This window comes from Methylophilus sp. DMC14 (assembly GCF_056314085.1).
Window position 1 is genome coordinate 375,591 of record NZ_JBQUZA010000001.1, and the last position, 26,944, is coordinate 402,534.

The following is a 26,944-nucleotide window of genomic DNA, read 5'->3' on the forward strand; positions in this document are numbered from 1 at the left end:
CTAACGCTGGGTGTCCTTTACCCACCAGCTAAACGTCGGCGTGACCAGCTCCCAGTCACTTTCGCCCAGGGCATCCAGCTGCAAGGCTTTAGGCAGCTTGCTGGTATCCAGATGCATTTTGAGCGCCGCCTGATAGGGCTGATTTTTTTCTAGTGTGGCATGCGGCGTCAAGCGCCAGTCGCGGATCAGGCCCAACTCACGCCTGGCTTCAGCCAGGCTGTCGAATCCTTTTTGCTGTTGCGGATAATTAAGCAGATATTGCTTGGTCAGCGCGTGATAGTTGAGCGTGACGGCGCGACGCTCGGTCACCACCTCATCATCAAACCAGTACTTCATGGGTTTGATGATCTGGCATTCATACAAAAATGTCAGGGCGATGCCCTTACTCAACGCTTCCTCAAGCGCGCGGCCAAAATGGATGTCCAGATCCGCATCCAGCGCCCAGGTATCTTCACGCAATACCAGCTCGGCACTTTTGACATGGGCATGATTGTTATTGGCAGCCAGTGCCAATGCTGTCATGGTCAGCAGAAAAAAAAGCGCCGAATAATATTTAATGTTTTTGTAAAAGCGCATAAAACAATCCGTCATGCGCGGCAGTGGGCAGCAATTGCCCGCCAATTGACTGCTGGCAAGGGAGGCCCGAGGCATCAAACTGCACTGGCAACCTGACCGCATCTGCATGCATGGTTAAAAACTGTTGAATCTGCATTTCATTTTCTTGTTGAAAAATCGAACAGGTGACGTACAGCAATTTACCGCCTTTTGCCAGCATATGCCACAAATTCAATAATATTTGCTGTTGCATCTGGGCAAATACCGTCAAATCCTGTGGCCGACGCAACCATTTCATATCGACATGCCTGCGCACGATGCCTGAGGCGCTACAGGGCACATCAGCCAGAATGCGGTCAAATAACTGACCATCAAACCAGTCGGCTTTTGCCGCATCGCCTGTCCTGACCTTGGCTTGCAAGCCCAGACGCTGCAGGTTGTCGTGGACACGACGCAGGCGCTCTGCCTCCACATCCAGAGCAAGCAAGTCAATATCACTGGCTTCAAGCAAGTGACAAGTTTTACCGCCCGGCGCGCTACAGGCATCCAGCACACGCATGCCTGCTTGCACATCCAGCAAAGGAACCGCCCACTGTGCGCCGGCATCCTGCACACTGAGCCAGCCTTGATCAAAATGCGGCAGCTTGTGCACCGGCAACGGCTGCTGCAACTGAATCGCCGTACCGCCCAGCGCTTGCGCCGCAATCCCCGCATCATCCAGCGCCTGCATGTAGCTGGCGACATCCGTTTTGCGCTGATTGATGCGTAATGTCATGGGTGGGTGGCTGTTGCCTATGGTCAGAATCGACTGCCAATGCTGAGGATATTGTTGTTTGAGGGTATCAATCCACCATTGCGGATAGTTAAATTGCACCGCTTCCGACTGACTCACTTGCGCCTGCAAGGTTGACCGTTGGCGCAAAAAATTACGCAATACCGCATTGACCAGCCCTTTTGCCCAGCGCAGCCCGGTTTTGCCCGCGGCTTCCACCGCCTGATTGACCACCGTAAAATCATCTTCGGCCCCATACAGCAGCTGCGACAGGGCAACCAGCAACAGCGCATGTACACGTGCATCTGTCACTGGCTTGGCCGTCAGCGCTTGCAAATAAGCCGCGGCTTCGGCATACAAGCGCAAGGTGAGGTAGCTGTAATCCTGTGCAGCCGCCTGCTGTTGCGGCGTCGCCGACTTGACCCTGCGCAATGCCTTAGGCATGGAAACAGTCAGGTTATGTCCGGCCAACACTTCGGCCACCGCAGATGCGGCTATGAGCTGGGCAACTTGCAAAAGAAGACTCTGGTGAAAAAAAGACTATTCTACTTGATGCGCCCAAAATACACAGACAAAAACTCACGCAATAAAAAAGGCTTTCTTGCGAAAGCCTTTTTTGTCTGTTGAAATCGCGTTTAATACTGGTTAGCCAGCGCCAATAACCGGCGGATCCGCTCTTCGGTCTGCGGGTGGGTGCTGAACAACCCCGCCAGATCTGCGCCTGATAAGGGGTTGATAATCATCATCTGCCCGGTTTCCGGGTGTTGCTCAGCAGTCATATTGGGAATCTGGTGCGCATAATTGTGGATTTTCTCCAGCGCGGCCGCCAAGGCTTTCGGGTCGCGACTGATCTCAGCACCCATGCGATCTGCTTCATATTCGCGCGAACGTGAAATCGCCATCTGGATCAGCGAAGCGGCCAACGGTGCCAGAATCATAATCAAAATACCAATAATGGGATTGGGTCGGTCTTCGCCCTCCCGATGCCCGCCAAACATCAGGCCAAATTGCGCAATCGATGAAATGGCCCCGGCCACGGTGGCGGAAATAGTAGAGATCAAGGTATCGCGGTGTTTCACGTGCGCCAGCTCATGTGCCATCACACCGCGCAATTCGCGCTCACTCAAAATCTGCATGATGCCGGTAGTAGCTGCCACGGCAGCGTTCTCGGGGTTGCGGCCGGTAGCAAACGCATTCGGCTGGCTTTCATTGATCACGAACACACGCGGCATGGGTAATTGGGCCCGCTCGGCCAGCTCTTTGACCATGTTGTAATAGTTGCGGAACTGCCCATTACCAAAATTATTTTCAGCATTGATCTCAACTGCGCCATACATTTTCAGCACCGCCTGGTCGCTAAACCAGTAGGCATAGAAGTTCATGCCGCCTGCCAGCAACAGCGCCAGCAACATGCCGCCCTGGCCACCCAGCGCGCCGCCCACCGCAACAAACAGGGCAGTAATCGCGGCCATCAACACAAAGGTTTTGGTCCAGTTACCTAACATAGTGACTCCTTCACAATTCGGTGAGTAATATCGACTTTAATATGCGGGGATGACAGGCATTTTTCAATGCCTGCACCAGATTGACTAGAAAAAGCGGTCGCCCACTTGCACATGCTGACCTTGCACAAACTGTTGTGCCGTTTGGCGCTTGCCGCCCGGCATCTGCAACTCATGCAGTTCTAATGCGCCGTCGCCACAGGCCACCTGCAGCGGATGTGTCTGCAACACAGTGCCTGGCTCGCCTTGACCAGCCACAGCTTGAGCAAACCACAGTTTGCAGACTTGATCATTAAATTTGGCTGTAGCGACCGGAAAGGGATTAAATGCACGAACCTGACGTGACAGCTGCTGGGCAGATTGCGTCCAGTCAATGGCAGACTCGGCTTTTTCGAGCTTGTGCGCATAGGTCACCAGCGCCTCGTCCTGTACTTCAGAGGCCAGGCAACCGGTATCTTGCAAGGTCTGCATCGCCTCGACCATCAAGCGCGCGCCTTCGCGACTGATCGCATCATGCAAGGTCTGCGTGGTATCTGCCGCAGTAATCGCCACCGACCATTTACTGATCATATTGCCGGCATCCAGCTTGGGCACCACCTCCATGATGGTGACACCCGTCTCGGTGTCCCCGGCCAGAATGGCCCGGTGGATGGGCGCAGCCCCGCGCCAGCGTGGCAGCAAGGAGCCATGGATGTTGTAACAGCCTCGCGTCGGGATGTTCAGCACCGCGGTCGGAATAATCAGGCCATAGGCCGCAACGATCAGCACCTCGGCGTTGACCGCTGCAATCTCGGACTGCACCTCGGCGGGCTTAAGGCTTTCTGGCTGAAAAACACGTAAGCCGTGTTGCAAGGCGAGCTGTTTGACCGGACTCGCTTTTAACTGCATGCCACGGCCCGCGGGGCGGTCTGGTTGCGTCAACACCATGACAATGTCATGGCCCGCGTCTATGAGTCCTTGCAAAGCCGGTACTGCAAACTCCGGGGTCCCGGCATAAATAATACGCATGCAACCTTCCTGACTTAATAACTGTTGCGCTCGATTTCACGCGCGTGCTTGACCATTCTGGTCCGGATACGGTTACGTTTGAGCGTGGAGAGATACTCCACAAACACCTTGCCCAGCAAATGATCCATTTCATGCTGGATACAGACGCTCAGCAATCCATCCGCATCCAACCTGAAAGTGTTGCCATTCACATCTTTCGCTTCGACGGTAATAAATTCAGCGCGCGTGACACTTTCATAGATGCCGGGCACTGACAGGCAACCCTCTTCATAATCCTGGCTACCTGACTGGGCAATGATTTTAGGATTGATCAGCACCAGCAAATCGTCTTTTTCCTTGCTCAAGTCAATCACGATCAACTGGATGTGCTGGTCGACCTGCGTAGCAGCCAAGCCTATGCCTGGCGCATCATACATGGTCTCAGCCATATCGCTGACCAGTTGCTGTAATGCCTCATCAAATACTTGCACCGGTTTGGCCACCGTATGCAGGCGTGGATCCGGATATTGCAAAATTGGAAGTAGTGCCATGCTCTACAAATCTTTCCATTCAAATAGTTTGTGCAAAAACAGGGCAAAACGCCTGCTTTTTCACCTTGATCAGAACTTTAAAGCCATGCTAGATTGGTTGATATTGCGCAGTGGCTGTGCGCAGGTACAGCCCATCCATTTGTGTCGCATAAAACAGAGACGCCACATGACGAAAATTGTTCAAATTATAACCTCGCTTGCGCTGGCTTGTAGCAGCTTATTGTTACAGGCAGAAGAAATTCCGTTGCGGCCGCAGCACCCCGACCGGCATGTCGTCGTCAAAGGCGATACCTTGTGGGATATTTCGGCCAAGTTTCTGAAAAATCCATGGCAATGGCCACAGATTTGGCAATTAAACCGGTCTAGCATTAAAGATCCGCACTGGATTTATCCGGGGGATGTCATCGTGCTCGACACCAGCAGCGGGCAACCCGTACTCAAACTGGTGCGAGAATCTGTCACCCTGGAGCCTGGCATGATCGTCACGCCAATCAAAGGCGATGCCATCCCCGCCATACAACCCAATATCATCCAGCCCTTTTTGACCAAGCCCATGCTGATTGCGCCAGAAGCGCTCAAGTCAGCGCCCAGAATTGTGGCGGCGCAGGAAGAACGTGAGATTCTGAGTCCTGGCACACGCATTTATGTGCAGGGCCTGCCAGACACTCCACGCAACGCCTGGGCAATCTACCGCGAGGGGGAGGCGATCAAAAACCCTGAAAATGGTGAGCTGCTGGGCACAGAAGCGCATTATCTGGGGGAGGCCAAACTGCTGCGCTCAGGCCAGCCTGCCACCTTGACCGTAACCCAGGCCAAAGAGGAAATTGCGGTTAAAGACAAACTGATTGCGATGGAAGACTCCCTTAGCCCGCCTTATGTGCCGCATGCGCCCGAAGGCCAGATTGAAGGCCAGATTGCACGCGTGAGCGAAGGCATCAACGAGACTGGCTATGGCCGTGTGGTGGTGCTCAATCGCGGCGAAGCGCAAGGCCTGGAGCGCGGTCACGTGCTTTCGGTGCTGCGCAAAGGCGCCAGCATGGTAGACCCCGAATCCGCAGACCCTAAACATCCGGTCATGATCCAGTTGCCGGATGAGCCTGTCGGCTTGGTGATGGTCTTCAAAACCTTTCCCAAGCTGTCATACGCGCTCGTCATGCAGGCCTCGCAACCTATCCATGTAGAAGACGTGGTGCGCACCCCCTGATCTCCGCACTGATGGTCACAGATCCTGAAGAGAGCGCAGCCTGGATTGCCTTAAGCCTGGTCGAAGGGCTGGGCAGTGTCACCTATTGCCAGCTATTGCTGCACTTTAAAACCCCGCAGGCGATTCTGGCCGCCTCCTACAGCAGCTTGTGCGAACTGGTCAGCAAAGGCGTCGCCGAAGGGATACAAAAAGCGCCAGAAGACCCGCATATTGCCAAGACACTGGACTGGCTCTCACAACCAGATAACCACCTGATCACACTGGCGGATGCCTACTATCCGCAACGCCTGCTCAGCATAGACCAGCCGCCGCCCGTGCTCTATGCCAAAGGCAACCTGCAAATGCTCAAGCGGCCTGGCCTGGCCATTGTCGGTAGCCGCCACGCCACACCGCAAGGCGAGTCAACTGCCGAACAGTTTGCCGAAAGCTTGTGCCGGGCCGGATTTGCCGTGGTCAGCGGGCTGGCATTAGGCATAGACGGCGCCGCACACAGAGGCGCGCTCAAAGCAGATGGTGCCACGATTGCCGTGGTCGGCACCGGGCTAGACATCGTCTACCCGGCCCGGCACAAAGGCCTGGCCCACCAGATTGTGCAGTATGGCTTGTTGCTCTCCGAGTACCCGCTAGGGACGCCATCTTTGACGCACAACTTTCCCAGACGCAACCGTATTATCAGCGGCCTGTCTGAAGGCTGTCTGGTGGTAGAGGCCAATATTGATAGCGGCTCACTCATCACTGCACGCCTAGCGATCGAACAGGGCCGTGAAGTCTTCGCCATTCCGGGCTCTATTCACTCGCCGGTGTCCAAAGGGTGCCATGCGCTGATCAAACAAGGGGCAAAGCTTGTCGAGTCCACCGAGGACATTGTCAGCGAATTGAAGCATGTCCGCCTGCCCAACCCCGCACTTTCGATTAGCCCGAATGGGTCACTACCCGATTGGACTAATCTACCCGCCGAAGCCAGTCCTGTCCTGGCTTGCATGGGGTTTGACCCCATCTTTGCAGAGCTCATTGCGGCCCGCGCCGGGTTGACGCCCGAACAAGTTTCCACCATGCTAACGCTACTTGAATTAGAAGGTGTGGTCAGCCATCTCGCCAACGGCCAATTCCAGCGATTGGTTTAAAGCACGGCTCAGCCCCACCCCAGTATCGCTGCTATTCGCTAATGATAGCGGAGCAGCGTGTTTGAGGAGAATTTAGACATGTTGGAAGTACTGATATTTATCTATCAAAATTATTGGGATAAGCATGATGCGTTTGAGCTGAAAGAAACAGACGAAACCATCATGGCCTATGAGCTCTCCCAAGCCGGGTTTAACCACCAGGATATTTTACATGCCGTGGGCTGGGTGAAAGACCTGCGTCGCTCGGTGCAACAGCCGCAATACCAGCACGACCCGTTTGCGATTCGCGTCTATTGCGAGATGGAACGCAACAAGATCAGTGACGACAGTCTGAATTTTCTGGGCTTGCTACAAAGAAGCGACATCATCACGGCTTATGAGCGCGACCTGATTATTGATCGTGCCATGGTCTTGCCGCAAGAAACCTTGAGCATGGAAGATATCCGCTGGATCACCATGATGGTGCTGTGGGACGAAACGCGCAAACAGGATTACCTGTTTGTTGAAGATGCCTTGTTTAACCCGCAAGGTTTGTCATTGCAATAACCCAATAGAGCGACACAAAAAAAGCGCGGCTGATTCAGTCCGCGCTTTTTTGTTTGCCCGTATTGTTACGACTACAGTTGCCGGATAATCTGGCCAATAATGCCTGCCTGGTTCAGGGTGTAGAAGTGCATTTTATCCACGCCTGCCTCAATCAGTTTGGTACAGATATCAGTGACCACCTCCGCGCCAAAAGCGCGCAATGAAGCCATATCATCGCCATAGGCTTCCAGCCGCATACGCAGCCAGCGTGGAATCTCGGCACCACAGACACTGGAGAAGCGCGCCAGTTGCGTGTAGTTATAAATCGGCATGATGCCGGGAATAATCGGTGCAGTGACACCCAGCTTCTGCGCCGCTTCTACAAAACGGAAATAGGCATCCACATTGTAAAAATACTGTGTAATGGCCGAATCCGCGCCAGCGTCGATTTTACGCTTGAAGTTTTCAAGGTCTTTTTGTGCTGAGCCGGCTTCCGGGTGAAACTCGGGGTAAGCCGCCACCTCCAGGTGAAACCAGTCGCCGGTCTCGGCGCGGATAAAACTCACCAGCTCATTGGCATATTTAAAATCCCCCGCACTCACTTCGCCTGAAGGAATATCGCCGCGCAAGGTCACCAGTCTGTTGATGCCTTTCGCCTGATAGGCTTGCAGCAATTCGCGGATTTCTTCTTTGCTGGAAGAAATACAGGAGATATGTGGGGCTGCACCATGGCCTTCAGCCTGGATTTCGAGCACACTTTCCATGGTACGGTCGCGGGTTGAGCCCCCCGCACCAAACGTGACGGAGAAAAACTCGGGAGAGAATACGGCCAGCTCTTTGCGTACTTGACGCAAGTTCGCCATGCCTTCCGCCGTTTTAGGCGGAAAAAACTCAAAACTGTAAGCGATTTTTTGATTCACTGTTTTCTCTTTTATTTCTAAACGCGTGATTTCAGGCAGATGCGGGGATGGTCAGGTGTCAGTCTTTTTCGTTGAACACAATCGCACTCAGGATCCAGGCAATCACGCTATACACCAGGGCGCCTATGACGCCAGTCATCACACTATTGACGACAAAGCCTTGCAACAGGTGGCCGACAAACCAGAATAGCAGACCATTAATGACTAACAGAAACAATCCCAGCGTCAGCAAGGTAATCGGCAAGGTCAAAAGCACCAGAATCGGCTTCACCAGCATATTGGCAAGACCAATCACGACAGCAGCCACCAGCGCAGCGCTGAAATTGGCCACTTGAATGCCTGGGACCAGATAAGCCACGGCCATCAGTGCCAATGCATTGAGTACCCAAACAACCAGTAGTTTAAACATGCCTCCTCCTTGGATGAAAGATGAGGCAAAGTGTACACCAAATCTGCGCCAGAACATCTGGCGCAGGGCGGCATGGTTTAACGCACGCTGAAAAGCGCGTGATTAATAGCGATAATGCTCAGGTTTGAATGGGCCGGTTTTGCTTACGCCAATGTAGGCTGCTTGTGCATCGGTCAAGGTGGTCAATTGCGCATTGAGTTTCTTCAACTGCAAGATCGCCACTTTTTCATCCAGATGTTTAGGCAAGGTGTAAACGCCAACCGGATACTTGTCGGTCTGGGTAAACAATTCAATCTGCGCAATGGTCTGGTTGGCAAAGCTGGAGCTCATCACATAGCTTGGATGACCTGTGCCACAGCCCAAATTGACCAGACGGCCCTTGGCCAGCAAGATGATGCGCTTACCGTCTGGGAAAATCACGTGATCGACTTGTGGCTTGATCTCTTCCCACTGGTATTTTTCGATGCTGGCAACATCGATTTCATTGTCGAAGTGACCAATGTTACACACAATCGCCTGATCCTTCATTTTGGCCATATGCTCATGCGTGATGACGTGGTAGTTACCAGTCGCTGTAACAAAAATGTCCGCATGTTCAGCGGCATAATCCATGGTCACAACGCGGTAGCCTTCCATCGCGGCTTGCAGGGCACAAATCGGGTCAATCTCGGTCACCCAAACCTGGGCAGACAAGGCACGCAATGCTTGTGCAGACCCTTTACCCACGTCACCGTAACCGGCAACAACGGCAATCTTGCCTGCAATCATGACATCGGTCGCACGCTTGATGCCATCCACCAGAGACTCACGGCAACCATACAAGTTATCAAACTTGGACTTGGTCACAGAGTCATTCACGTTAATCGCAGGGAAAGCCAACTTGCCTTCTTTATGCATTTGATACAAACGGTGCACGCCCGTAGTGGTTTCTTCGGTCACGCCTTTAATCGCAGCCAACCGCACGGAGTACCAGGTCGGGTCTGTTTTCAGCTTGGCCTTGATGGCGTTAAACAGACAGATTTCTTCTTCTGAAGTGGGGTTCGCCACCACAGACAAATCTTTTTCGGCACGGCTACCCAAATGCAGCAACAGGGTCGCATCGCCACCATCATCCAAAATCATGTTGGAGTAACCACCATCCGTCCACTCAAAAATACGGTGGGTGTAATCCCAATACTCTTCCAGCGTTTCGCCTTTCACGGCAAACACGGCAGTGCCCGTCGCGGCAATCGCAGCGGCTGCATGGTCCTGGGTTGAGAAAATATTGCAAGAAGCCCAGCGCACTTCAGCACCCAAGTCCTTCAGGGTTTCAATCAGTACAGCGGTCTGGATAGTCATATGCAGAGAGCCAGTAATGCGCGCGCCTTTCAGTGGCTGTTGCGCCGCGAACTCTTCGCGGATCGCCATCAGGCCAGGCATTTCAGTCTCGGCAATCGCAATTTCCTTGCGACCCCAGGCGGCCAGGCCCATGTCTGCGACTACATAATCTTTGATATCAGCTACAGTATTCATGTTTCAAATCCTTAAAAAAATGAAAACTGAGCAGGAAAAGTTCGATAAGAACCGGTGGCAACGTTGTTCACCTTTTTTCCGTGCTCGCACAGTGAAAAGTGAACGCCGTTGAGATGCTTTACAGCAAATGCTCTGAGCCTGGGAGTCGAGTGACTCTCGCAGCGTTCCTCAGAAGTTGCGAATTATACGCCAACCCAAGGATTTTACAAAAAAGAAATCCTGAGCAATCAAAGAACAACCACTGAAAACCTGCTCAAATAGCTGCCTAGAAATACCCTCTTTACCGATTCATTAAATTGACCGAATTACATGCTGCTACTCTGTCAAATCAGTTTCACCCGCCTGTGCCATGATGACATCACGTTCTCAAATATCCTCATTTAGTATAGAAAGGTGATTACTATGACCATGTATCAAGTAATGGATGAAGAAAATCATTGCATCGCAACCTTTCATCATTTTCAGGAAGCCATGTATACCGCACAAGACTTCACCCTGTGGGATGATGAACATTACTATCATGTCGAAGAGCTGGATCTGGCGGTCGCCTAAGCAAACCGTCCCGACATCAAAACAAAAAAGCGCCAGTTAAAGCGCTTTTTTATTGGGGCTGACACAACACCGTCAGCCTCGCATCATGGCAAGGTTTTCATCGCCACTTTGAGCTCTTCAGCCTTTTCGGCATCCAGCTGTGTCAGCGTATCCACATTGGCCAAGGCTTCGATGTGTTTACCGTTGGACTCCGCAATCAGTCCCAGGTAATAAAAAGCCTGACTATGCTGATCGTTCATGCTGACGACACGGTGCAAGTGTTGCTCAGCCATGGTGAGATCCTTGGTTTCATATTCAGCGGCGGCCAGATAAAACCATGCTTCTGTATTATGAGGTTCCTGAGTCGTCCATTGCTGGGCAATTGTTTTCAGACCAGCCCAGTCCTTGTGCAGGTAAGGAAACACCACTTTCATGAAATAAGGCCATTCAGCTGCCGGCTTGCCCCAGAAAGGCAGCTCGCTTTTGACCACAATCGGGCCCGCTGGCTGCGCGATCAAAGCCTGAACCCAATCAATCGACATGTAATAGTAGTAGGCATCTTTACCAGGGCTCTTGAGTGTAATCAGGCCGACCAACGCACCCGTCTCATCAAACAGACCACCACCACTGGCGCCTTGTCTAAAACTGCTGGTTGCCCGCACAATCACGGAGTCATCCATGGCAAACAGCCCCTTGACCACCCCTTGGCTGCTCACAGGCGCGGCGACAAAACTCGGATAGCCGATATTAAACACTGCCTGTTCGTATTTGAGATCGCGGCTGGACTTCATGGTGACTGGGCTAATCGGCAGGTCATCCATTTGCAGCATGCAAACATCATGCTTCCAATCCGGTTTGACACCCACGGCATGGTAAGCCGCCCCGCCACTGACCACGCTGATACTAGTGGCATTGGCAACCACATGGCAGTTGGTCACGACCTGATTTTCAGCCACCACGACGCCTGAACCCAGCCCGTATTGCCCGTTTTTCAGGCCGACTTGCACACGCAGCACGCGGCTGTTCAACGCCTGCATGAGCTCGGCAGAAGGCTCTGCCATCAATGGGATTGCCAGGCAACCTAACAAACATCCGATCAACCATTTTGCCATGTCTTGCTCCAATCTGCGAAGGTAGGCAACAAGGAATGCACTACCTGTAATACGTTTTGGAAAGCTTCTTAAACTGTTTATAGCAAAACGTATTCCAAGCTGGAGAATGCGGGCTCACTTACCGCCAGACTATGGGGAGACCATGAGAAAGAAAGGAGGGATTTTATATTTAACTATAAAAATCAATGAGATACGTAAAAATAACTATCGTATCACTGTAGTCGCTCAGTCGACTGCTTTAGCGAGCGGCCAGAAGTGCCGCAACAGACCGCTCAGCATACGCACAAAATTAGTGCGCAAAATCAGTGCATGCACTACCGAGTCGCACACCTTATCGGTTTTGCAAACACCAGCAACGGGTGAAAGGCTAAAACTGCAGTGAAAGCTGGGATGCTGCCGGGCTTTGTGCACTCACGGAAGCCGTACTCCGATTTGATTTTTTGCGGAGACTGCCACGGTCTACCTTGGGAAAATGGCGCGATTTGCGCGAAGCATGCCGCTGCAAAATATCTGCGACAGCATGCGCTGGCATGGTCTGCCTGATTGCAAACCAATCCTGCTTGGCTGTCTGGATGGCCTCGCCAATATCAACCATGGGCGCAGGATAGTCGCGGCCAATCAGGCAGCCATACCGCCGCTGTAAACTCGGAGGCATGCGCCAGGGTTCAAAAATCCAGCTGTCTGGCACCTGTCGCAAAACAGGCAGCCACTGGCGGACAAACACCCCCTGAGGGTCCTGAGTCAAGGCTTGTTTAACCGGATGGTAAATGCGCAATGTATTGATGCCGGTCGTGCCAGACTGCATTTGCACTTGCGGCCAATGAATCCCCGGCTCGTAATCAACAAAAGCTCTGGCCAGATGCAACCCGCTTTGCCGCCAGGGCAGTTGCAACAAATAGCTGGCGGTACTCATGAGCATGGCGCGCATGCGAAAATTCAGCCACCCGCTTTGATTGAGCATCTGCATGCAGGCATCTACCAGTGGCCAGCCAGTCTGGGCATCCTGCCATGCTTGCAAACGTAAGGCGACCGCGGCATCGGGTAACCGGGACTGTAGTGCCTCGAAGCCCCGGTAAAAACTCTGGTGTTCAATCCGCGGTTCGCTTTCAAGCTTTTGCATAAAATGGCAATGCCAGTGCAAGCGGCTTTCAAAACTGTGCAGCTGACGGCGCTGTTGCACGTTTTCAGTCTGCTGCGCACGGGCCCGGGTAGCCTGTACCACGGTACGCAGGCTCACAGCGCCCCATGCCAGATAAGGTGACAGGCGGCTACAGGCTTGGACAGCACTGAGCGGGCTGGAAATCCCCCGCTGATAACCATGTACGCGGCGCGTCAAAAAATCCGCCATCACCGCCTCAGCCACTCCTATACCGCCAACCTGACGTTCCGCTTGCGCGTGGCTAGCCACTGCTGGCAACCGCTCCAAGCCATGATCCGGTAACCGAACAGCAAGCCCGGATGCAGGCACCGCAATGACAGGCGCCTGCATGCGTAACGCCCACTGCGCTTGCCACTGTTGCCGGTCTGACAGGCGTCTCACCACCCCATTCTGAGGCCATTCCTGCCAGACGATTCCTTGCATCCTGCACCACGCTTGCACCTGCCGGTCGATGGTGTAGGTGTGTTGATTCCCGGTTTCTTCATGGCTATACAGTCCGGCGATGCCGAATTTTGCATGCAGCCTCTGTAACAGCGTCAAGGGGTCGTGATGATAGACATGCAAATGCAATCCCAGCTGTTGCAAGGCATCTGCAAGGTCCTGCAAACAGTCGCGCACGAACATGGCCTGACTGAGGCTGGCATCCTCTGCCGACCACACTTGTGGAGCCCAGATAAAGAGCGGCAAAACCGGCCCAGCCTCACAGGCGGCAGACAGCGCGGCATGATCCGCGACACGTAAATCGCGCTTAAACCAGACCACATGCACATCACGCAGAGGCATGCTGGCCAATCCAGTCGCAAATATCTTGCAGCAATGGACTGTTGCCGCGCAGGGGTCTGGCCAGCTTGGCGACCATATCCACATGGTTGTAGTTGGCATAAGTCAGCAACTTGACCTCGCTGCCTTGCGCCTCAAGCGCATGCGCCAGATTGATCGAGTTTCTGGGCCAAACGGTTTGGTCTTTGAGGCCGGCCAGCAGCAGTAAAGGCGGATGATGGCCGCTGACAAAATGGATAGGCTGTGATTGCCACTCCTGCTCAGCAGGTGCAAAAATCGCGCGCAACGTATCCGAGGTGAGCGGCAAAAAATCATAAGGTCCAGCCAGGCCTATGGTGCCTTTAATCGCGGCGGGTGATAATCCGACAGCCGCCAGATAGGCCGCATTCAAGGTCAGCATAACGGCCAGATGTGCGCCCGCAGAATGCCCCATCAAGAAGACACGCGACGCATCGCCTTGATACTCGGCTACGTGTTGCTTGACCCATTGCAATGCCAGAGCGGGGTCTTGCATCAATTGCGGAAACTTAAGTTCGGGATAGAGCCTATAATCGGCAATCACAACCAGCATGCCTTGCGACGTCAACGCCTCTGCCACAAACAGGTAATCTTGCTTGCTGCCAGACTCCCAGCTACCGCCATAAAAAAACAACACCACAGGGCGTGGTGTTGCAGCATGGTCACGTGGCTGATAAATATCCAGGCGCTGCCTGCTGTACGGCCCAAAAGCGATATCGCGATGGATGCGCATACCTTTATCAGGAATCACCGCGTTTAACAAAGTGACTGGCCGACAGGCCGAAAGCAGCAGACCGGCCAAGCCAGTCAACCAGCTACGCCGCGTCAATTGAGGATTTTGCAGATTCATAGGCATTGATGACCATGCCCAAGATAGAAAATTCCCGTCGCAATAATGATCGCTATCGTTAATGGTTGGCAATATAGACGCGGTTACGGCCCTGCTGCTTGGCCGTGTACAAAGCAAAATCTGCCATTTTCATCAGCTGCGTCAAGCCATCCTGCGTCCCCAATTGCGCGGTAGACACCAACCCAAAAGAGGCCGTGTAGTGAATTTGTTCTCCTTGCTCGCTCATCACACTGTGATCAATTTCCGAGCGCAAGCGCTCAATCACATGTGCCGCTTCATGCAGATCCGTCATCGGCATCAGAATGCCAAATTCTTCGCCCCCCAGACGCCCAACCATGTCGCTGGTGCGCAAGGCACTCACGCAGCGCAGGCAAAAATTCTGCAAAACCAGGTCGCCAGCATGATGTCCGTATTGGTCATTAATCTTTTTAAAAAAGTCGATGTCCACCATGGCAAATGAAAACGAGGAGCCGTAACGCTGATAGCGCCGGATTTCTGACTCCAACTCATGAATGAAGTGCCGCCGGTTGGCGATCCCGGTTAAAAAGTCAGTAAAGGCAAATTTGTCTGCTTCAAGATGCAAATGGTATATGCGGCCCCCAACAAAGAGGCCTACCAGCAAAAACAGGGTCACCAGCAGCGCTGCGTAAGTGATGCCTTGATGGGTGTGCCGCTCCATGCGCTTTTCACTCTCGGCCACATACTCGTTGGCGCGCAAGTCCGCATGCGCGAGGATGGCTTCATTGAGTTTTGCCACCTTGGTAAAGCGCGCATTCCAGGCCGTCTCAATCAGGGTGCTTGCTTCGGCATACTGTCCCTCAGCCAATTGCTTGATTACCGAAGCTGTCATTTCGTCCAGCGCTTGAATATTCTGTTTGAGCAGCGGTAATAGCGCGCGATCTCCCGAATAATTACGTTCTATGCTGGCGATTTTTTGTTGGGCAGCGGCCTCATGCCCCTTAATCGCCGCCACGGTATTGATCAAATGCACGCTGTCCGCCTGAATCAGCGTGGCATAGAGCAAATCGCTTCGGATCTGATGCAGCTGAGACTCCAGCGCCTGCGCAGCGTTGGAAACCGTAAAAGACTGCTCATAGAAATTGCGTGTAGTCTGATGCATCTCGCGCATACTGGAAAAATAAATCCAGAGGAACAGCAACACACCGATCAGAACGATCATAAAACCGGCGACCAAGATATACAGGACAGCTTTTCTACGCTTTAAACTCATATTATCTACGCTGCCAGAGTCGCCAAAGAAGAAGTTATGTGGTGAGCAGGGCCGTGATAAACGCCCACTCTTTGGGATCGACCGGGGTAATCGACAAGCGGTTCCCTTTTTGCAAGACACGCATGGTGGCCAGGGCAGGCGTTTCCCGCATCTCTTTCAAACTCAGCAATCGCGTTTTGCGCACGAGCTTGACATCTACATTCACCCAGCGTGGACTTTCCGGTGTAGACTTGGGATCAAAATACTTGTGCCCTTGCACAAACTGAAAACGGTCGGGATAGGCCAAGGTGCTGACCTCGCAAATGCCGACGATGCCAGGCTCAGCACAATTGGAGTGATAAAACAACACGCCATCGCCCACCTTCATCTGGTCACGCATGAAATTTCGTGCCTGATAATTGCGTATCCCATACCAGTCTACAGTTTGATTGGGGAATCCCGCCAAATCATCAATGGAGACATCCGAGGGTTCGGATTTCATTAACCAGTAACGCGCCATGCCTGAAAACCTTCTTTACACATCTAAATGCCAGTATCATAAACCAAGTTAGAGCACAGTTGAAAATCATGACAAAAAACGTTTTAGGCACCCTTCTGATCCCTTGCAGTATGCAACCAGTCACAGGCTTTATGCGCGATGGTTGTTGCAGTCACCACCCGGAAGATTTAGGTAAACATACCGTCTGCGCAGAAATGACAGATGAGTTTCTGGCGTTTTCGCAAGCGCAAGGCAATGACTTGTCCACCCCCAGACCAGACTATGCATTTCCCGGGCTCAAGGCTGGTGATCGGTGGTGCCTGTGTGCGAGAAGATGGCTGGAAGCCAGTGAAGCGGGTTATGCGCCGCCAGTGATTCTGGAGTCTTGCCACGAAAACTGCCTGGAAATCATTAGCCTGGCGGACCTGAAATACCACGCCTTGAGATAACAAGACAAAGGTACGAGAGGGGATGTGCTAAGGGGTTACCTGAGCCGCTAATCCTGAACCAAAAAAGTTCAGGTGGTAACAGCCTAAGGTACATTAGGTTCGCACGCCAAGGGCGTCTTAAAAGACCGCCCAACTTAGTGCGATCGCACCGCACCTGATGAGCCGAAACCTATAACAAAGACTAGTTCAAGGAATTTTGGACTCAGGCAACGCCTTAGCACACCACTTTTATGATACGTCATTTAATACTAATGACGGTTAAAATTTTGTGAAATGAAGCGGATTACAATAATTTGTGCTGGCCGGACAAAACATCATCGATCTGCTGCTGCATGGTAGAAATGCGCTTTTTCACATCGCCCACATCAACTCCGCCGCTACGCGTATTCAACAACTCATGGGTAATGTTCAGCGCGGCCATGATCGCAATGCGCTCCACACTCACCATCTTGCCCACATCACGAATTTCGCGCATTTTACCATCAAGGTAACCCACCGCTTGCAATAAACTGTCGCGCTCTTCGTCGGTACAGGTCACGCTAAACGCGCGGCCCATGATCTCGATATCAATCGGCTGCTTGGCCATGACTAACGACCTTCCTCAGGCAATGCCGACAACAAGCGCTCCAGCTGCACACTGGCTTGCGTCATGTTCAGCTTTAGAGATTGTGACTCCTGATGCAAACGCGTGACCTCCTGACGTAACTCCACGTTTTCGTCACGCAGCTGGCTGCACAAAGCAATCAGCTTCGTCACACGCTCTTCAAGACTTTTCAAATCGGCATCCATCAGCCCATTATCTTTTAAAAAAACGAGTGTGGTCAATAGCTAAGCGCATTTTTTCAAAGTAAATTAAGAATTTGAAGCCCCTCGCAAGACACCATGCAACTGGTCAAAGTCACTGCTTTAGACTAGAATGCCGAACAGTTGTCAGGTGCCTGCGTCTGCGTTCTTGCAGACAAGGGTGAAACTGGGAAACAGGTGCGCGAACCTCGTTCGCAATGCCTGTGCTGCCCCCGCAACGGTAAGCAAGTGCGGGTCTATCCACACGCCACTGAGTAAAAACTTGGGAAGGCGATAGACCAAAACTTGCCAGCCCGGAGACCGGCCTAGCAACTTAAATTAAGCATGGAAATACCGCGGGGTGACGGTTTCAGAAAATGACATTCTAAGATTCTTAAACGTCTACTTAGGCCTTTGGTTTTGTATTGGCCTATCCACCTTGCGTTTCCATTTTATGTCCCGCATGCGGGGTTGCATGCACTATCGGAAACAATCATGAATAAAAGAATTATTTTGGGACTCATCGCCCTCTCTCCTGCGCTTGCTCAAGCACAAGAAGTATTTTTACAAAACACGAATGAGGTTGCTTCACTGGCTTTGGATGAAATTAGCGTCACAGCTGCCAGAGTTCCTGTTTCTACTAAAACGGCTACTGGGGATATTACGATCATTACTCGCGATGAAATAGATCGCTTAAAAGGCAGCTCTCTACCCGACTTACTCAGACTGCAACCGGGCTTACAAATTTCAACCAGTGGTGGCATCGGGACTGCAAGTAGCGTCTTTTTACGGGGGACTAATCCGGAACAAGTCGTGATTTTAGTGGATGGCTTACGCATCAACTCTGTCACATTAGGTACAACCGCGATTGAAAATCTACCACTCGCTCTAATAGACAGAATAGAAATCTTGCGAGGCCCTGCTTCAAGTTTATATGGTGCAGATGCCATTGGCGGCGTGATTCAAATTTTTACTCGCCGGGAAAAGACTGATCAATCAAGGTTTTTTGGCAGTGTTGGCACGGGTAGTTATGATACCTACACGGGTAGCGCAGGATTTGGCAGCCGTTTTCGTGCCCTTCAATTTGGCGGGCAAGTAAATAGCTATGACACGCATGGCATATCTGCAAAGAAACACCCCCCGTTGGCGATTGATCGCGATCGAGACGGTTACCGTAATTTAAGTGGTTCAGCTTATGCAACTCTCGAGTTTGCTGAAGGGCACAGCCTCGATGTCCACCTCATGGAGTCTGATGGGCTGAATCACTTTGACAATGGATACAATAACTACTCAACCACGCACCAACAAGCTTATGGTACAACCCTCAAAAACCGGGTGACTGAGCATTGGAATAGCACCTTGAAATATGGCGTAGGCCGTGAGCGTTCGTTTAGCCTGAATAGTGCCACTAGCAACAGCAGGTTTGATTCCAAGCAGACTCAGATCACCTGGCAACATGACTACTCACTCAATGTTGGAACCTTGACGTTTGCCTACGATAGACTTGAACAAGAGGTAGACACTTTGTCCAATGGTGTTCCAAGTATTATTAATAGAACACGCAACGATGACGGCTTTCTGATGAGTTTTGTGGGCAACCATGCTGCACACAGCACACAGCTCTCGGTGCGTGAAGACCATAACAGCCAATATGGTAACTACGTCACAGGTGGGGTGGGTTATGGTTATACATTTTCACCCGCATGGAAAATCACTGCGCAATATGGCTCTGCTTTTAGAGCCCCTACCTTTAATCAATTGTATTTTCCAAGCTTTGGTGACCCATCACTAAAACCAGAAAAATCTGATAACTTCGAAACGAGCCTACGTTATCAAAGTACAGAGATTCAAGCCAAAATGACTGTATTTGAAAATCACATTCGCGACTTGATTCAGAACGTTGGCCCTGCCACTTCCGGATGTTCGTTTGCCGGATTCTGCCCTGTCAATGCTGGGAAAGTGGTCATTCAAGGCATCACCATGGAAGCCAGTGCCATGCTGGACGATCAATGGCAACTATCTGGCAACCTCACCGTTCAGTCACCGAGATCTGACGATACAGACAAACTGCTACCGAGAAGAAGTCAGCGCTATGGGAATTTACAGCTACAGTACAAGTCTGGCAAATGGAACATGGGCACAGAACTGTCTGCGTCATCAAACCGTTATAACGATGCGGAAAATAATTTCAGACTGAGTGGCTATATGCTACTAAATGCTTCTCTTGGATATCAGTTTTCTGATCGCTGGAAGTTGCTCGCACGCGCAAACAATATCTTGAACAAGGATTATGTGTTGGCAACCACTAAGAGTTCATTTTCCCCCAATGCGCCTGATTACAACACTATGGGCAGCAACATCTTTATCAGCCTAAATTACGATATGCAGTGATCTAGTGTAAAAAGTGGATTTTGCCCAAGCCCGTGCGAATTGGGCTAAAATCCACGTCTTATAATTAACCTTAATTTTGGAGTCGTTGGCATGCCACGTAACCTTTCAACTCAGTCTCTGGCAATTGGCTTCCTCATTGCCTTGATGGTCATTATCACGCGTGGTCATCATTTTGCTTCGATTGATTTTTTACCGAGCGCTTCTTATGCAGCGTTTTTTATCGCGGGTTATTACCTGCGCTCAACGCTGGTGTTTGTGGCCTTGCTGGCATTGTGTGCTGCGCTGGATATGGCAGCCATCACCTGGGGCGGTGTGAGTAATTTCTGCGTGACCCCTGCTTATGGCTTTTTGTTGCCGGCTTATGGCAGCATGTGGCTGGCTGGCCGTTGGACTGCGTCGAACACCACCTGGCAATTTAGCAGTCTGTTCAAGTTGACAGGTGCGGTATTGGTGGGATCTGTGCTTGCTGAGCTGTTTTCCAGCGGTGGGTTTTACTTCTTTGGTGGCCGCTACGCCGAACCAACCCTGGTTGAGTTTGGCGCACGTCTGGTCAAATACTTCCCGAAACAAATTGAAGCGATTGCATTTTGGGTTGTGGTTGCAGTAATTGCACATGTGGCATTTGGCCTGGCCAAGCGCTCCGTGCGCGAAAACGCTTAAGTATTCCGCACCATGGAAACCAATGATCGCGACAGTCGCCACAAGGCGCGCATGATCCGCAAAAAAGCGGTCATTGATGAAAAAATCGAGCAGGCCAATCAGGAGAAAGGCCTGTTACTCATCCTCACAGGCAACGGCAAAGGCAAAAGCTCTTCTGCCTTTGGCATGGTGGCCCGCTCGCTGGGCCACGGCATGCGTGTTGGTGTCGCCCAATTTATCAAAGGCCGTTCAGATACGGGCGAAGAAGCCTTTTTTCGCCAGCACCCGGCTGTGACCTGGCATGTGCTGGGTGAAGGCTTTACCTGGAACACACAAGACCGCCAACGCGACACCGAAACCGCCATGCGTGGCTGGCAGATTGTGGCCGGGATGCTGCAAGACCCGGCCATTCAACTGGTGGTGCTGGATGAGCTCACCTACACCTTCAAATATGGCTACCTCGATGAACAAATGGTGTTGGATGCCATCGCCAAACGCCCACCCATGCAGCACGTGGTCATCACTGGCCGCGGCGCTTCCGAGGCATTGAGAAACGCTGCCGATACGGTGTCTGAACTGATGGATGTCAAGCATGCCTGGCGTGCAGGCATCAAGGCCCAGGCCGGGATAGATCTGTAATGCAAGCAACCGCGGCAAGCTGCCGGGCCATGTTAATGGCGGCCCCGGCGTCTGGGCAAGGCAAAACCATGGCTACCGCGGCATTGGCGCGCGTGTACCGCAACCGCGGCTTACGCGTGCAGGCGTTCAAATGCGGGCCGGACTTTATCGACGGCATGATTCTGCAAGTAGCGACTGGCAAGCCAGTGTATAACCTCGACCTTGGCATGTGTGGTGAAGCCGATGCACAACGGCTGCTGCACAAGGCCGCCCAAGACAATGACGTGATTCTGCTCGAAGGGGTGATGGGGCTGTATGATGGCAAGCCTTCATGCGCCGATATTGCCGAGCGCTTTGGCATCCCTGTCGCACTGGTGCTCAATGCCAAAGCCATGGCACAGACCTGTGCCGCGGTCGCCTATGGTTTGTATGGCTTTCGGCCCGCCCTGCAGCGCGCCGGAGTGATTGCCAACCAGGTCGGCAGCGAGGGCCATGCCAATATGATTAAAGAAGCACTCCCCGCAGACATCCCCTGGCTGGGTGCCATCAAATATGACACGCAACTGAGTTTGCCAGAGCGCCACCTCGGTTTGCATCTTGCCCAGGAAATCACGGACATAGACCAGCGCATAGAAGCCGCTGCGCAACTCCTGGGGCAAGACATGCCATTGCCGCCGAGCGTGCAGTTTGCCGCACCCGAACAGCAGGCGATAACACCATTATTGCAAGGCAAAACCATTGCCGTGGCTAAAGATGCTGCTTTCTGTTTTACCTATCAGGCCAATCTGGATCTGCTACAGACACTAGGCGCACAGATTGCATTTTTTTCACCCTTGCACGATACGCAATTACCGGCTGCGGATGCTTACTGGCTGCCGGGTGGCTACCCGGAATTGCATCTGGAGCGACTGCAACACAACCACAGCATGCGTGAAGGTTTACGCGCAGCCGCCGAATCAGGCAAACCCATATTGGCCGAATGTGGCGGCATGCTCGCACTCGGTGAAACACTAAATGGACAACCCGCCTTCGGCCTGCTGCCCGGCAACGCAGCGCTTCAGCCCAAACTGCAAGGCCTGGGCACGCAGCATGCAACCTTTTCAGCGGCTGACAACGGCGCAACCGGCGATGACGCGGCGATGATAGGCGCACACACTTTTCACTATGCCCGCTTTGACACCGACTTGCCGGCCATTGCGCAAGGCAAAGGTAAATATGGCGCGGGCGAGCCAATCTATCGCCATCAATCCATCACTGCCAGCTTTCTGCACTTTTACTTCCCGTCCAATCCGGCTTTAGCGGCCCAGTTTTTTCTGTCATGAGTTTCGCCTACCCTGATACCGACAAAGCGGCGATTTACAAAGTGATTGCCGAACGACGCGATATGCGGCATTTTTTACCCACGCCTATTGCCCCCGAGTTATTGCAGAAATTACTGCAAGCCGCCCATCACGCGCCCAGTGTCGGCCTGATGCAGCCATGGCGGTTTATCCGCATCAGCGATGTCGCATTGCGAAAAGCCATCCACACGCTGGTCGATGAAGAACGCAAACTCACGGCCCAGGCCATCGGCGAAGTTGAAGACACGGCACGCATGGCCGAATTCATGCGGCTCAAGGTGGAAGGCATTTTGGACTGTGGCGAGGTGCTGGTCGCCACCTTGTGCGACCAGCGTGAAAAACATATTTTTGGCCGTCGTACACTGCCGGAAATGGACCTGGCCTCGGTCAGCTGTGCGATTCAAAACTTGTGGCTGGCTGCACGTGCAGAAGGCATAGGCATGGGCTGGGTCAGCCTGTTTGACCCGCACCAACTGGCGCAATTATTGAATCTGCCTGAGGGCGCCAAACCAGTCGCCATTTTATGCTTGGGCTATGTGAATACGTTTTACAAATCGCCCATGCTGGTGGAAGAAGGCTGGACGACAGAAAAACCGCTCGCTGACATGCTGATGGAAAACGGCTGGCAACCTCATGAAAGTACACACACATGAAACGCTGGCCACAACGCATTGTCTGCCTGACTACCGAAACGGTGGAGGTACTCTACTTGCTGGGCGAGCAGGACCGTATTGTCGGTATTTCAGGCTTTACCACTCGCCCGGCCATAGCCCGCAAAGAAAAACCCAAGATCAGTGCCTTTACCAGTGCCAATATTGAGAAAATCCTGGCGCTGCAGCCTGACCTAGTGCTGTGTTTCTCTAACTTGCAGGCCGATATCGCGGCCTCACTGATCAAAGCCGGTTGCCAGGTGCATGTGTTTAACCAGCGCAGCCTGGATGAAACACTGCAGATGATACTCACCGTCGGTAATCTGGTCGGGGCCAGCGAAAAAGCAGAAGATTTAGTAGCACGCTACCAGGCACAATTGGGGGCAGCACGCCAGCAGACAGCCAGCTGGCTGCGTAAACCCAAGGTCTATTTTGAAGAGTGGGATGAACCCATGATGTGCAGCATCCGCTGGGCGGCTGAATTGATTGAAGCCGCCGGGGGCGAAGATTGCTTCCCGGAACTCAGCGCCTTTCATAGCGCACGTGACCGCACAGTCACGGCAGAACAAGTGCTGGCCAGACAACCGGATATCATCATCGGCTCGTGGTGTGGCAAGAAATTTCAGCCAGAAAAAGTCAAAGCACGCGAAGGCTGGCAAGCCATGCCTGCGATTCGTGACGGGCATGTTTACGAAATCAAATCTGTTGATATTTTGCAGCCTGGGCCTGCCCTGTTTAGCGAAGGCCTCCCGCAACTGCAGGCGATTATTCAACGCTGGCAACAGCAAAGGAGCGACACATGAGCACCCATTTGATTTTAGGCGGCGCCCGCAGTGGCAAAAGTGCCTACGCCGAGCGCCTGGCCTCTGTGCTTGAGCTGCCGGTCACTTATATTGCCACCGCGCAGGTCTACGACGATGAGTTCGCCAAACGCGTGGAGTATCACAAAACCCGCCGCCCGCCTTACTGGGGCTTAGTAGAAGCGCCATTTAACCTGGGCCAGACCTTGCTGGAAAATGATGCACCCGACACCTGCCTGATTGTGGATTGCCTGACTTTATGGCTTGCGCAATGTATCTGCCCGGACTGCGACAAACCTGAACGGCTGGACTGGCAGGCGGAAAAACAGGCACTGCTGGCGGCCTTGCCGAAATTGCAAGCACACGTATTTTTAGTGAGCAACGAGGTCGGCATGGGCATTGTGCCCTTGGGTGAAATCAACCGCCAGTTTCAGGATGAACAAGGTCGCCTCAACCAGCACGTGGCAGCGGTTGCAAACCACGTTAGTTTTATTGCCGCAGGCTTGCCATTAACGCTTAAATAACAAGAAAGACCTGTATGAAAAGATTGTCCCTCGCCCTGCTCGCTTTAGTCACCGCTTTGGCTGCCGAGGCGCATGTGCCCTTTTTAAAACCTAACCAGTTTAATGTGACTCATCACCGTCTGACCATTGAATCTGCGTTTACCGAATTTCCATTCCAGGCTGACTTTGCCATGGACTCGCCTAACTTCACCATCACCTCACCCAACGGCGAAATCTCAGCCATCAAACCTGTTGCTAAAACAAAGGCGGCGGTTTATCTGGAGCCGGAACTCAAAGAAGAAGGCACTTACCGTATCAGCACCGGCCAGCGTGTAGGGCCTGTTTATAAAGCGGTGGAGACACCGGACAAAAAACTGTATTTTGCGGCCGACATGAAACGGGTTAGTGGCAAGCCGACCACCATGAACTATTACAGTTATGCCGACACTTATATTTTCAAAGGACAACAGAAATACAAACCTGTGCCTTTAAACAAAGGCCTGGAAATTATCCCCTTGGCCTCGCCCAATGGTGTGCAATTAGGGGGTGAACTCAGCTTGCAAGTCCTCGAACATGGCAAGCCGGTGCCCAATGCCCGCATTATCGTGGTTACCGATAACGAGCACTTTAGCCAGCGCCGCATGGAAGACCTTTACGATGTTGAAAACGTCAGGCCGTCCAACCTCCATGCCAATCAGCAAGGCGAGTTTACCTTCAAACCACAAAAAGCCGGGTTGAATTTCCTGTTTGTGACGGTGCATCACCAGCTCAATGAACACCTGTGGGAAAGCCTGAACGCTTCGCTGACGCTGGAAGTGAATTTACCGCCAGAGACGGCAAACAAGCCTTAAAATGACTGCTTTGAGGTATTGAAGGGAAACACCATGCAAACGACGACTTTTGAACTGAGAGGCGAATACATCGCGCTCTGTGACTTGCTCAAACTCGAAGGGGTGGCCGACAGTGGCGGTCAGGGTAAGTCTATGGTGGCGGAAGGATTGATCAAGGTTGATGGCGAAATTGAACGCCGAAAAACCGCCAAAATCCGCGCCGGGCAAGTGGTGCAGGCGTTTGAACAGACTATCCAGGTCGTGGCTGCTTAATCTGGCTTAAAGTCTTGCGGCAGATAAGCCGCCAGCGCAGACCAGTTGAAGTGCTGCTGCACACTGTCTGCCAATTTTTCCAGGCTCTGCTCGCGCAATTGCGTGTAATCGTAAGCCACTTGCCCAGATAAACCGGCCCATTCTAACCAGGCAGCGCAAGCTTGCGGATGGTCAAACAGGCCATGGATATAACTGCCTGCCACCTGTCCATCTTCGGATAACGCACCCTCTGCCTGGCCACTCACCAAATGCACCGGGCGTGCTAATGCCCGTCCGGTACTGACGCCCATATGAATTTCATAGCCTTGCAATTGGGCATTGGCAAACGCCAACTGACCTGACACCTGCTTGAGCTGTTTGTGCGCCTCAAGGGTGGTTTCCATTTCCAGCCAGCCCAAGCCGGCACTACTGCCTATGTCGCCCTCCAGCCCTAGTGGATCATGCAATTGCTGGCCCAGCATCTGAAAGCCACCGCAAATGCCCAGCACTTTGCCACCATAACGCAAATGGCGCGCGATCCGTGGCTCCCAGCCATGTTCACGCAAGGCCGCCAGGTCACCGCGTACATTTTTGCTACCAGGCAGGATGATAAGATCAGCCGCCGGCATCTCTTCACTCAACCGCACAAACCTGAGATCGACCTGCGGGTGCAAACGCAAGGCATCAAAATCAGTATGGTTGGCGATATGCGGCAATACGGGCACGACGATGGTCAACTGTATGTCTGATTTGCGTGCGCTTGTCGTGACTACCGCATCTTCTGCTTCCAGATGCAAGTCATGCATATAAGGCAACACGCCAATCACGGGCTTGTCTGTGCGTTGCTCCAGCCAATCCAGCCCCGGTTGCAGCAAGGCAAGATCGCCGCGGAATTTGTTAATGACAAACCCGACCACTCTGGCCTGTTCGCTTTCGGATAACAACGCCAGCGTGCCAACCAGGTGGGCAAATACGCCACCCTTATCAATATCGGCGACCAGAATCACCGGGCAATCCACTGCCTCAGCAAAGCCCATATTGGCAATATCGTTAGCGCGCAGGTTAATTTCAGCCGGGCTGCCCGCGCCTTCGACCACAATGCATGCATATTGCTGCTGCAAACGCGCATAGGATTGCAGCACCGCTTGCATGGCGGTCTTTTTGTAGTCGTGGTAAGTACTCGCTTCCTGGTTACCCACCACCCGGCCATGAATGATCACCTGGCAGCCGGTATCCGAGTTAGGCTTGAGCAAGACCGGATTCATATCGGTATGTGGCGGCAATCCGCAGGCCATGGCCTGCACCGCTTGCGCACGGCCAATCTCGCCGCCGTCTTCAGTCACCGCCGCATTGAGCGCCATGTTTTGCGGCTTGAATGGCGCCACCGCTACCCCGCTGCGGTACAATACGCGGCACAATCCGGCCACCAGCGTACTTTTACCGGCATCCGACGTGGTGCCTTGAACCAT

General features: G+C 52.6%; 30 protein-coding genes and 2 riboswitches. Of the genes, 14 read left to right on the forward strand and 16 right to left on the reverse strand.

Going from position 1 to position 26,944, the window contains the following annotated elements; genetic code table 11:
• The 5 genes from ACT53C_RS01950 to def form a co-directional block, all read right to left on the reverse strand.
• Positions 1 to 576, reverse strand: a complete 576-nt coding sequence (locus tag ACT53C_RS01950; RefSeq protein WP_194748820.1) for a DUF4390 domain-containing protein — start codon at positions 574 to 576, stop codon at positions 1 to 3.
• Positions 554 to 1,843, reverse strand: a complete 1,290-nt coding sequence (rsmB, locus tag ACT53C_RS01955; protein WP_476144562.1) for a 16S rRNA (cytosine(967)-C(5))-methyltransferase RsmB — start codon at positions 1,841 to 1,843, stop codon at positions 554 to 556. Before rsmB ends, ACT53C_RS01950 begins: the two co-directional genes overlap by 23 nt.
• Before the next feature lie 119 nt (positions 1,844 to 1,962).
• Positions 1,963 to 2,832: a zinc metalloprotease HtpX gene (gene htpX, locus ACT53C_RS01960; RefSeq protein ID WP_194748822.1), complete on the reverse strand. Its 870-nt coding sequence runs from the start codon at positions 2,830 to 2,832 to the stop codon at positions 1,963 to 1,965.
• Positions 2,833 to 2,916: 84 nt separating this feature from the next.
• Positions 2,917 to 3,837 carry a methionyl-tRNA formyltransferase gene (fmt, locus tag ACT53C_RS01965; RefSeq protein ID WP_476144564.1) on the reverse strand — a complete coding sequence of 307 codons (921 nt, stop codon included), beginning with the start codon at positions 3,835 to 3,837 and terminating at the stop codon, positions 2,917 to 2,919.
• A gap of 14 nt (positions 3,838 to 3,851) precedes the next feature.
• Positions 3,852 to 4,367: a peptide deformylase gene (gene def, locus ACT53C_RS01970; protein ID WP_476144566.1), complete on the reverse strand. Its 516-nt coding sequence runs from the start codon at positions 4,365 to 4,367 to the stop codon at positions 3,852 to 3,854.
• Positions 4,368 to 4,533: 166 nt separating this feature from the next.
• Here def and ACT53C_RS01975 point away from each other — a divergent pair, with 166 nt between their 5' ends.
• From ACT53C_RS01975 to ACT53C_RS01985, 3 genes are all read left to right on the forward strand, one after another.
• Positions 4,534 to 5,571: a LysM peptidoglycan-binding domain-containing protein gene (locus tag ACT53C_RS01975; protein ID WP_476144568.1), complete on the forward strand. Its 1,038-nt coding sequence runs from the start codon at positions 4,534 to 4,536 to the stop codon at positions 5,569 to 5,571.
• Between the two features lie 11 nt (positions 5,572 to 5,582).
• Positions 5,583 to 6,695 carry a DNA-processing protein DprA gene (dprA, locus tag ACT53C_RS01980; protein WP_476144570.1) on the forward strand — a complete coding sequence of 371 codons (1,113 nt, stop codon included), beginning with the start codon at positions 5,583 to 5,585 and terminating at the stop codon, positions 6,693 to 6,695.
• 78 nt (positions 6,696 to 6,773) lie between these two features.
• A complete protein-coding gene (locus ACT53C_RS01985; RefSeq protein ID WP_275357717.1) occupies positions 6,774 to 7,241 on the forward strand; it encodes a Smg family protein in 468 nt (155 codons plus the stop codon).
• Between the two features lie 71 nt (positions 7,242 to 7,312).
• Here ACT53C_RS01985 and metF read toward each other — a convergent pair whose 3' ends face one another.
• The 3 genes from metF to ahcY all read right to left on the reverse strand — a co-directional run bounded on the left by metF (position 7,313) and on the right by ahcY (position 10,061).
• Complete coding sequence (gene metF, locus ACT53C_RS01990; protein WP_379074406.1) at positions 7,313 to 8,140, reverse strand: methylenetetrahydrofolate reductase [NAD(P)H]; 828 nt, start codon at positions 8,138 to 8,140, stop codon at positions 7,313 to 7,315.
• Positions 8,141 to 8,198: 58 nt separating this feature from the next.
• Positions 8,199 to 8,549, reverse strand: a complete 351-nt coding sequence (locus ACT53C_RS01995; RefSeq protein ID WP_194748829.1) for a phage holin family protein — start codon at positions 8,547 to 8,549, stop codon at positions 8,199 to 8,201.
• A 102-nt stretch (positions 8,550 to 8,651) separates the two neighbouring features.
• Positions 8,652 to 10,061: an adenosylhomocysteinase gene (gene ahcY / locus ACT53C_RS02000; protein ID WP_476144572.1), complete on the reverse strand. Its 1,410-nt coding sequence runs from the start codon at positions 10,059 to 10,061 to the stop codon at positions 8,652 to 8,654.
• 93 nt (positions 10,062 to 10,154) lie between these two features.
• A riboswitch (S-adenosyl-L-homocysteine riboswitch) is annotated at positions 10,155 to 10,237 on the reverse strand.
• A gap of 226 nt (positions 10,238 to 10,463) precedes the next feature.
• On the opposite strand from ahcY, the gene ACT53C_RS02005 reads away from it, so the two are divergent.
• A complete protein-coding gene (locus tag ACT53C_RS02005) occupies positions 10,464 to 10,613 on the forward strand; it encodes a hypothetical protein (RefSeq protein WP_194749138.1) in 150 nt (49 codons plus the stop codon).
• 83 nt (positions 10,614 to 10,696) lie between these two features.
• On the opposite strand, the gene ACT53C_RS02010 is transcribed toward ACT53C_RS02005, so the two are convergent.
• The 5 genes from ACT53C_RS02010 to ACT53C_RS02030 all read right to left on the reverse strand — a co-directional run bounded on the left by ACT53C_RS02010 (position 10,697) and on the right by ACT53C_RS02030 (position 16,241).
• Entirely contained in the window at positions 10,697 to 11,704 is a 1,008-nt protein-coding gene (locus tag ACT53C_RS02010) for a S1 family peptidase (protein ID WP_313985254.1), read from the reverse strand.
• 367 nt (positions 11,705 to 12,071) lie between these two features.
• Positions 12,072 to 13,646 (reverse strand): FAD-binding domain-containing protein, encoded by a 1,575-nt coding sequence (locus ACT53C_RS02015; protein ID WP_476144575.1) that lies wholly within the window; start codon positions 13,644 to 13,646, stop codon positions 12,072 to 12,074.
• Positions 13,633 to 14,511 carry an alpha/beta hydrolase gene (locus tag ACT53C_RS02020; protein ID WP_476144577.1) on the reverse strand — a complete coding sequence of 293 codons (879 nt, stop codon included), beginning with the start codon at positions 14,509 to 14,511 and terminating at the stop codon, positions 13,633 to 13,635. Before ACT53C_RS02020 ends, ACT53C_RS02015 begins: the two co-directional genes overlap by 14 nt.
• 58 nt (positions 14,512 to 14,569) lie before the next feature.
• Complete coding sequence (locus tag ACT53C_RS02025; RefSeq protein ID WP_476144579.1) at positions 14,570 to 15,742, reverse strand: GGDEF domain-containing protein; 1,173 nt, start codon at positions 15,740 to 15,742, stop codon at positions 14,570 to 14,572.
• A 34-nt stretch (positions 15,743 to 15,776) separates the two neighbouring features.
• Positions 15,777 to 16,241, reverse strand: a complete 465-nt coding sequence (locus tag ACT53C_RS02030; RefSeq protein ID WP_476144581.1) for an EVE domain-containing protein — start codon at positions 16,239 to 16,241, stop codon at positions 15,777 to 15,779.
• A 68-nt stretch (positions 16,242 to 16,309) separates the two neighbouring features.
• Between ACT53C_RS02030 and ACT53C_RS02035 the strand changes: the two genes are divergently transcribed.
• A complete protein-coding gene (locus ACT53C_RS02035; RefSeq protein WP_275357727.1) occupies positions 16,310 to 16,669 on the forward strand; it encodes a DUF2237 family protein in 360 nt (119 codons plus the stop codon).
• 283 nt (positions 16,670 to 16,952) lie between these two features.
• On the opposite strand, the gene ACT53C_RS02040 is transcribed toward ACT53C_RS02035, so the two are convergent.
• Together ACT53C_RS02040 and ACT53C_RS02045 are read right to left on the reverse strand one after the other, a co-directional pair.
• The gene (locus ACT53C_RS02040) at positions 16,953 to 17,255 is read right to left on the reverse strand and encodes a cell division protein ZapA (RefSeq protein ID WP_194748836.1); all 303 of its coding nucleotides are present in this window, start codon (positions 17,253 to 17,255) and stop codon (positions 16,953 to 16,955) included.
• Positions 17,256 to 17,257: 2 nt separating this feature from the next.
• On the reverse strand, positions 17,258 to 17,494 hold the full coding sequence (locus tag ACT53C_RS02045; protein WP_194748837.1) for a hypothetical protein: 237 nt from the start codon (positions 17,492 to 17,494) through the stop codon (positions 17,258 to 17,260).
• Between the two features lie 90 nt (positions 17,495 to 17,584).
• Positions 17,585 to 17,796: riboswitch (cobalamin riboswitch) on the forward strand.
• Between the two features lie 151 nt (positions 17,797 to 17,947).
• Here ACT53C_RS02045 and ACT53C_RS02050 point away from each other — a divergent pair.
• The 9 genes from ACT53C_RS02050 (at position 17,948) to ACT53C_RS02090 (ending at position 25,496) form a co-directional block, all read left to right on the forward strand.
• Positions 17,948 to 19,843, forward strand: a complete 1,896-nt coding sequence (locus ACT53C_RS02050) for a TonB-dependent receptor domain-containing protein (RefSeq protein ID WP_476144584.1) — start codon at positions 17,948 to 17,950, stop codon at positions 19,841 to 19,843.
• Between the two features lie 90 nt (positions 19,844 to 19,933).
• Positions 19,934 to 20,503, forward strand: a complete 570-nt coding sequence (locus tag ACT53C_RS02055) for a hypothetical protein (protein WP_338655528.1) — start codon at positions 19,934 to 19,936, stop codon at positions 20,501 to 20,503.
• A 12-nt stretch (positions 20,504 to 20,515) separates the two neighbouring features.
• Positions 20,516 to 21,121, forward strand: coding sequence for a cob(I)yrinic acid a,c-diamide adenosyltransferase (gene cobO, locus ACT53C_RS02060; protein WP_194748840.1), 606 nt, complete (start codon positions 20,516 to 20,518; stop codon positions 21,119 to 21,121).
• A complete protein-coding gene (locus tag ACT53C_RS02065; RefSeq protein WP_476144586.1) occupies positions 21,121 to 22,422 on the forward strand; it encodes a cobyrinate a,c-diamide synthase in 1,302 nt (433 codons plus the stop codon). The genes cobO and ACT53C_RS02065 overlap by 1 nt, the downstream gene beginning before the upstream one ends.
• Positions 22,419 to 23,093 (forward strand): 5,6-dimethylbenzimidazole synthase, encoded by a 675-nt coding sequence (bluB, locus tag ACT53C_RS02070; RefSeq protein WP_338655533.1) that lies wholly within the window; start codon positions 22,419 to 22,421, stop codon positions 23,091 to 23,093. The genes ACT53C_RS02065 and bluB overlap by 4 nt, the downstream gene beginning before the upstream one ends.
• Positions 23,090 to 23,893 carry a cobalamin-binding protein gene (locus ACT53C_RS02075; RefSeq protein WP_476144588.1) on the forward strand — a complete coding sequence of 268 codons (804 nt, stop codon included), beginning with the start codon at positions 23,090 to 23,092 and terminating at the stop codon, positions 23,891 to 23,893. The genes bluB and ACT53C_RS02075 overlap by 4 nt, the downstream gene beginning before the upstream one ends.
• Positions 23,890 to 24,414 (forward strand): bifunctional adenosylcobinamide kinase/adenosylcobinamide-phosphate guanylyltransferase, encoded by a 525-nt coding sequence (gene cobU / locus ACT53C_RS02080; protein WP_476144589.1) that lies wholly within the window; start codon positions 23,890 to 23,892, stop codon positions 24,412 to 24,414. The genes ACT53C_RS02075 and cobU overlap by 4 nt, the downstream gene beginning before the upstream one ends.
• A 14-nt stretch (positions 24,415 to 24,428) precedes the next feature.
• Positions 24,429 to 25,244 (forward strand): DUF4198 domain-containing protein, encoded by an 816-nt coding sequence (locus ACT53C_RS02085; RefSeq protein ID WP_476144591.1) that lies wholly within the window; start codon positions 24,429 to 24,431, stop codon positions 25,242 to 25,244.
• 33 nt (positions 25,245 to 25,277) lie between these two features.
• On the forward strand, positions 25,278 to 25,496 hold the full coding sequence (locus ACT53C_RS02090) for an RNA-binding S4 domain-containing protein (protein ID WP_194748846.1): 219 nt from the start codon (positions 25,278 to 25,280) through the stop codon (positions 25,494 to 25,496).
• On the opposite strand, the gene ACT53C_RS02095 is transcribed toward ACT53C_RS02090, so the two are convergent.
• Positions 25,493 to 26,944: a cobyric acid synthase gene (locus tag ACT53C_RS02095; protein ID WP_476144592.1), complete on the reverse strand. Its 1,452-nt coding sequence runs from the start codon at positions 26,942 to 26,944 to the stop codon at positions 25,493 to 25,495. The two genes, ACT53C_RS02090 and ACT53C_RS02095, sit on opposite strands and share 4 nt — an antisense overlap.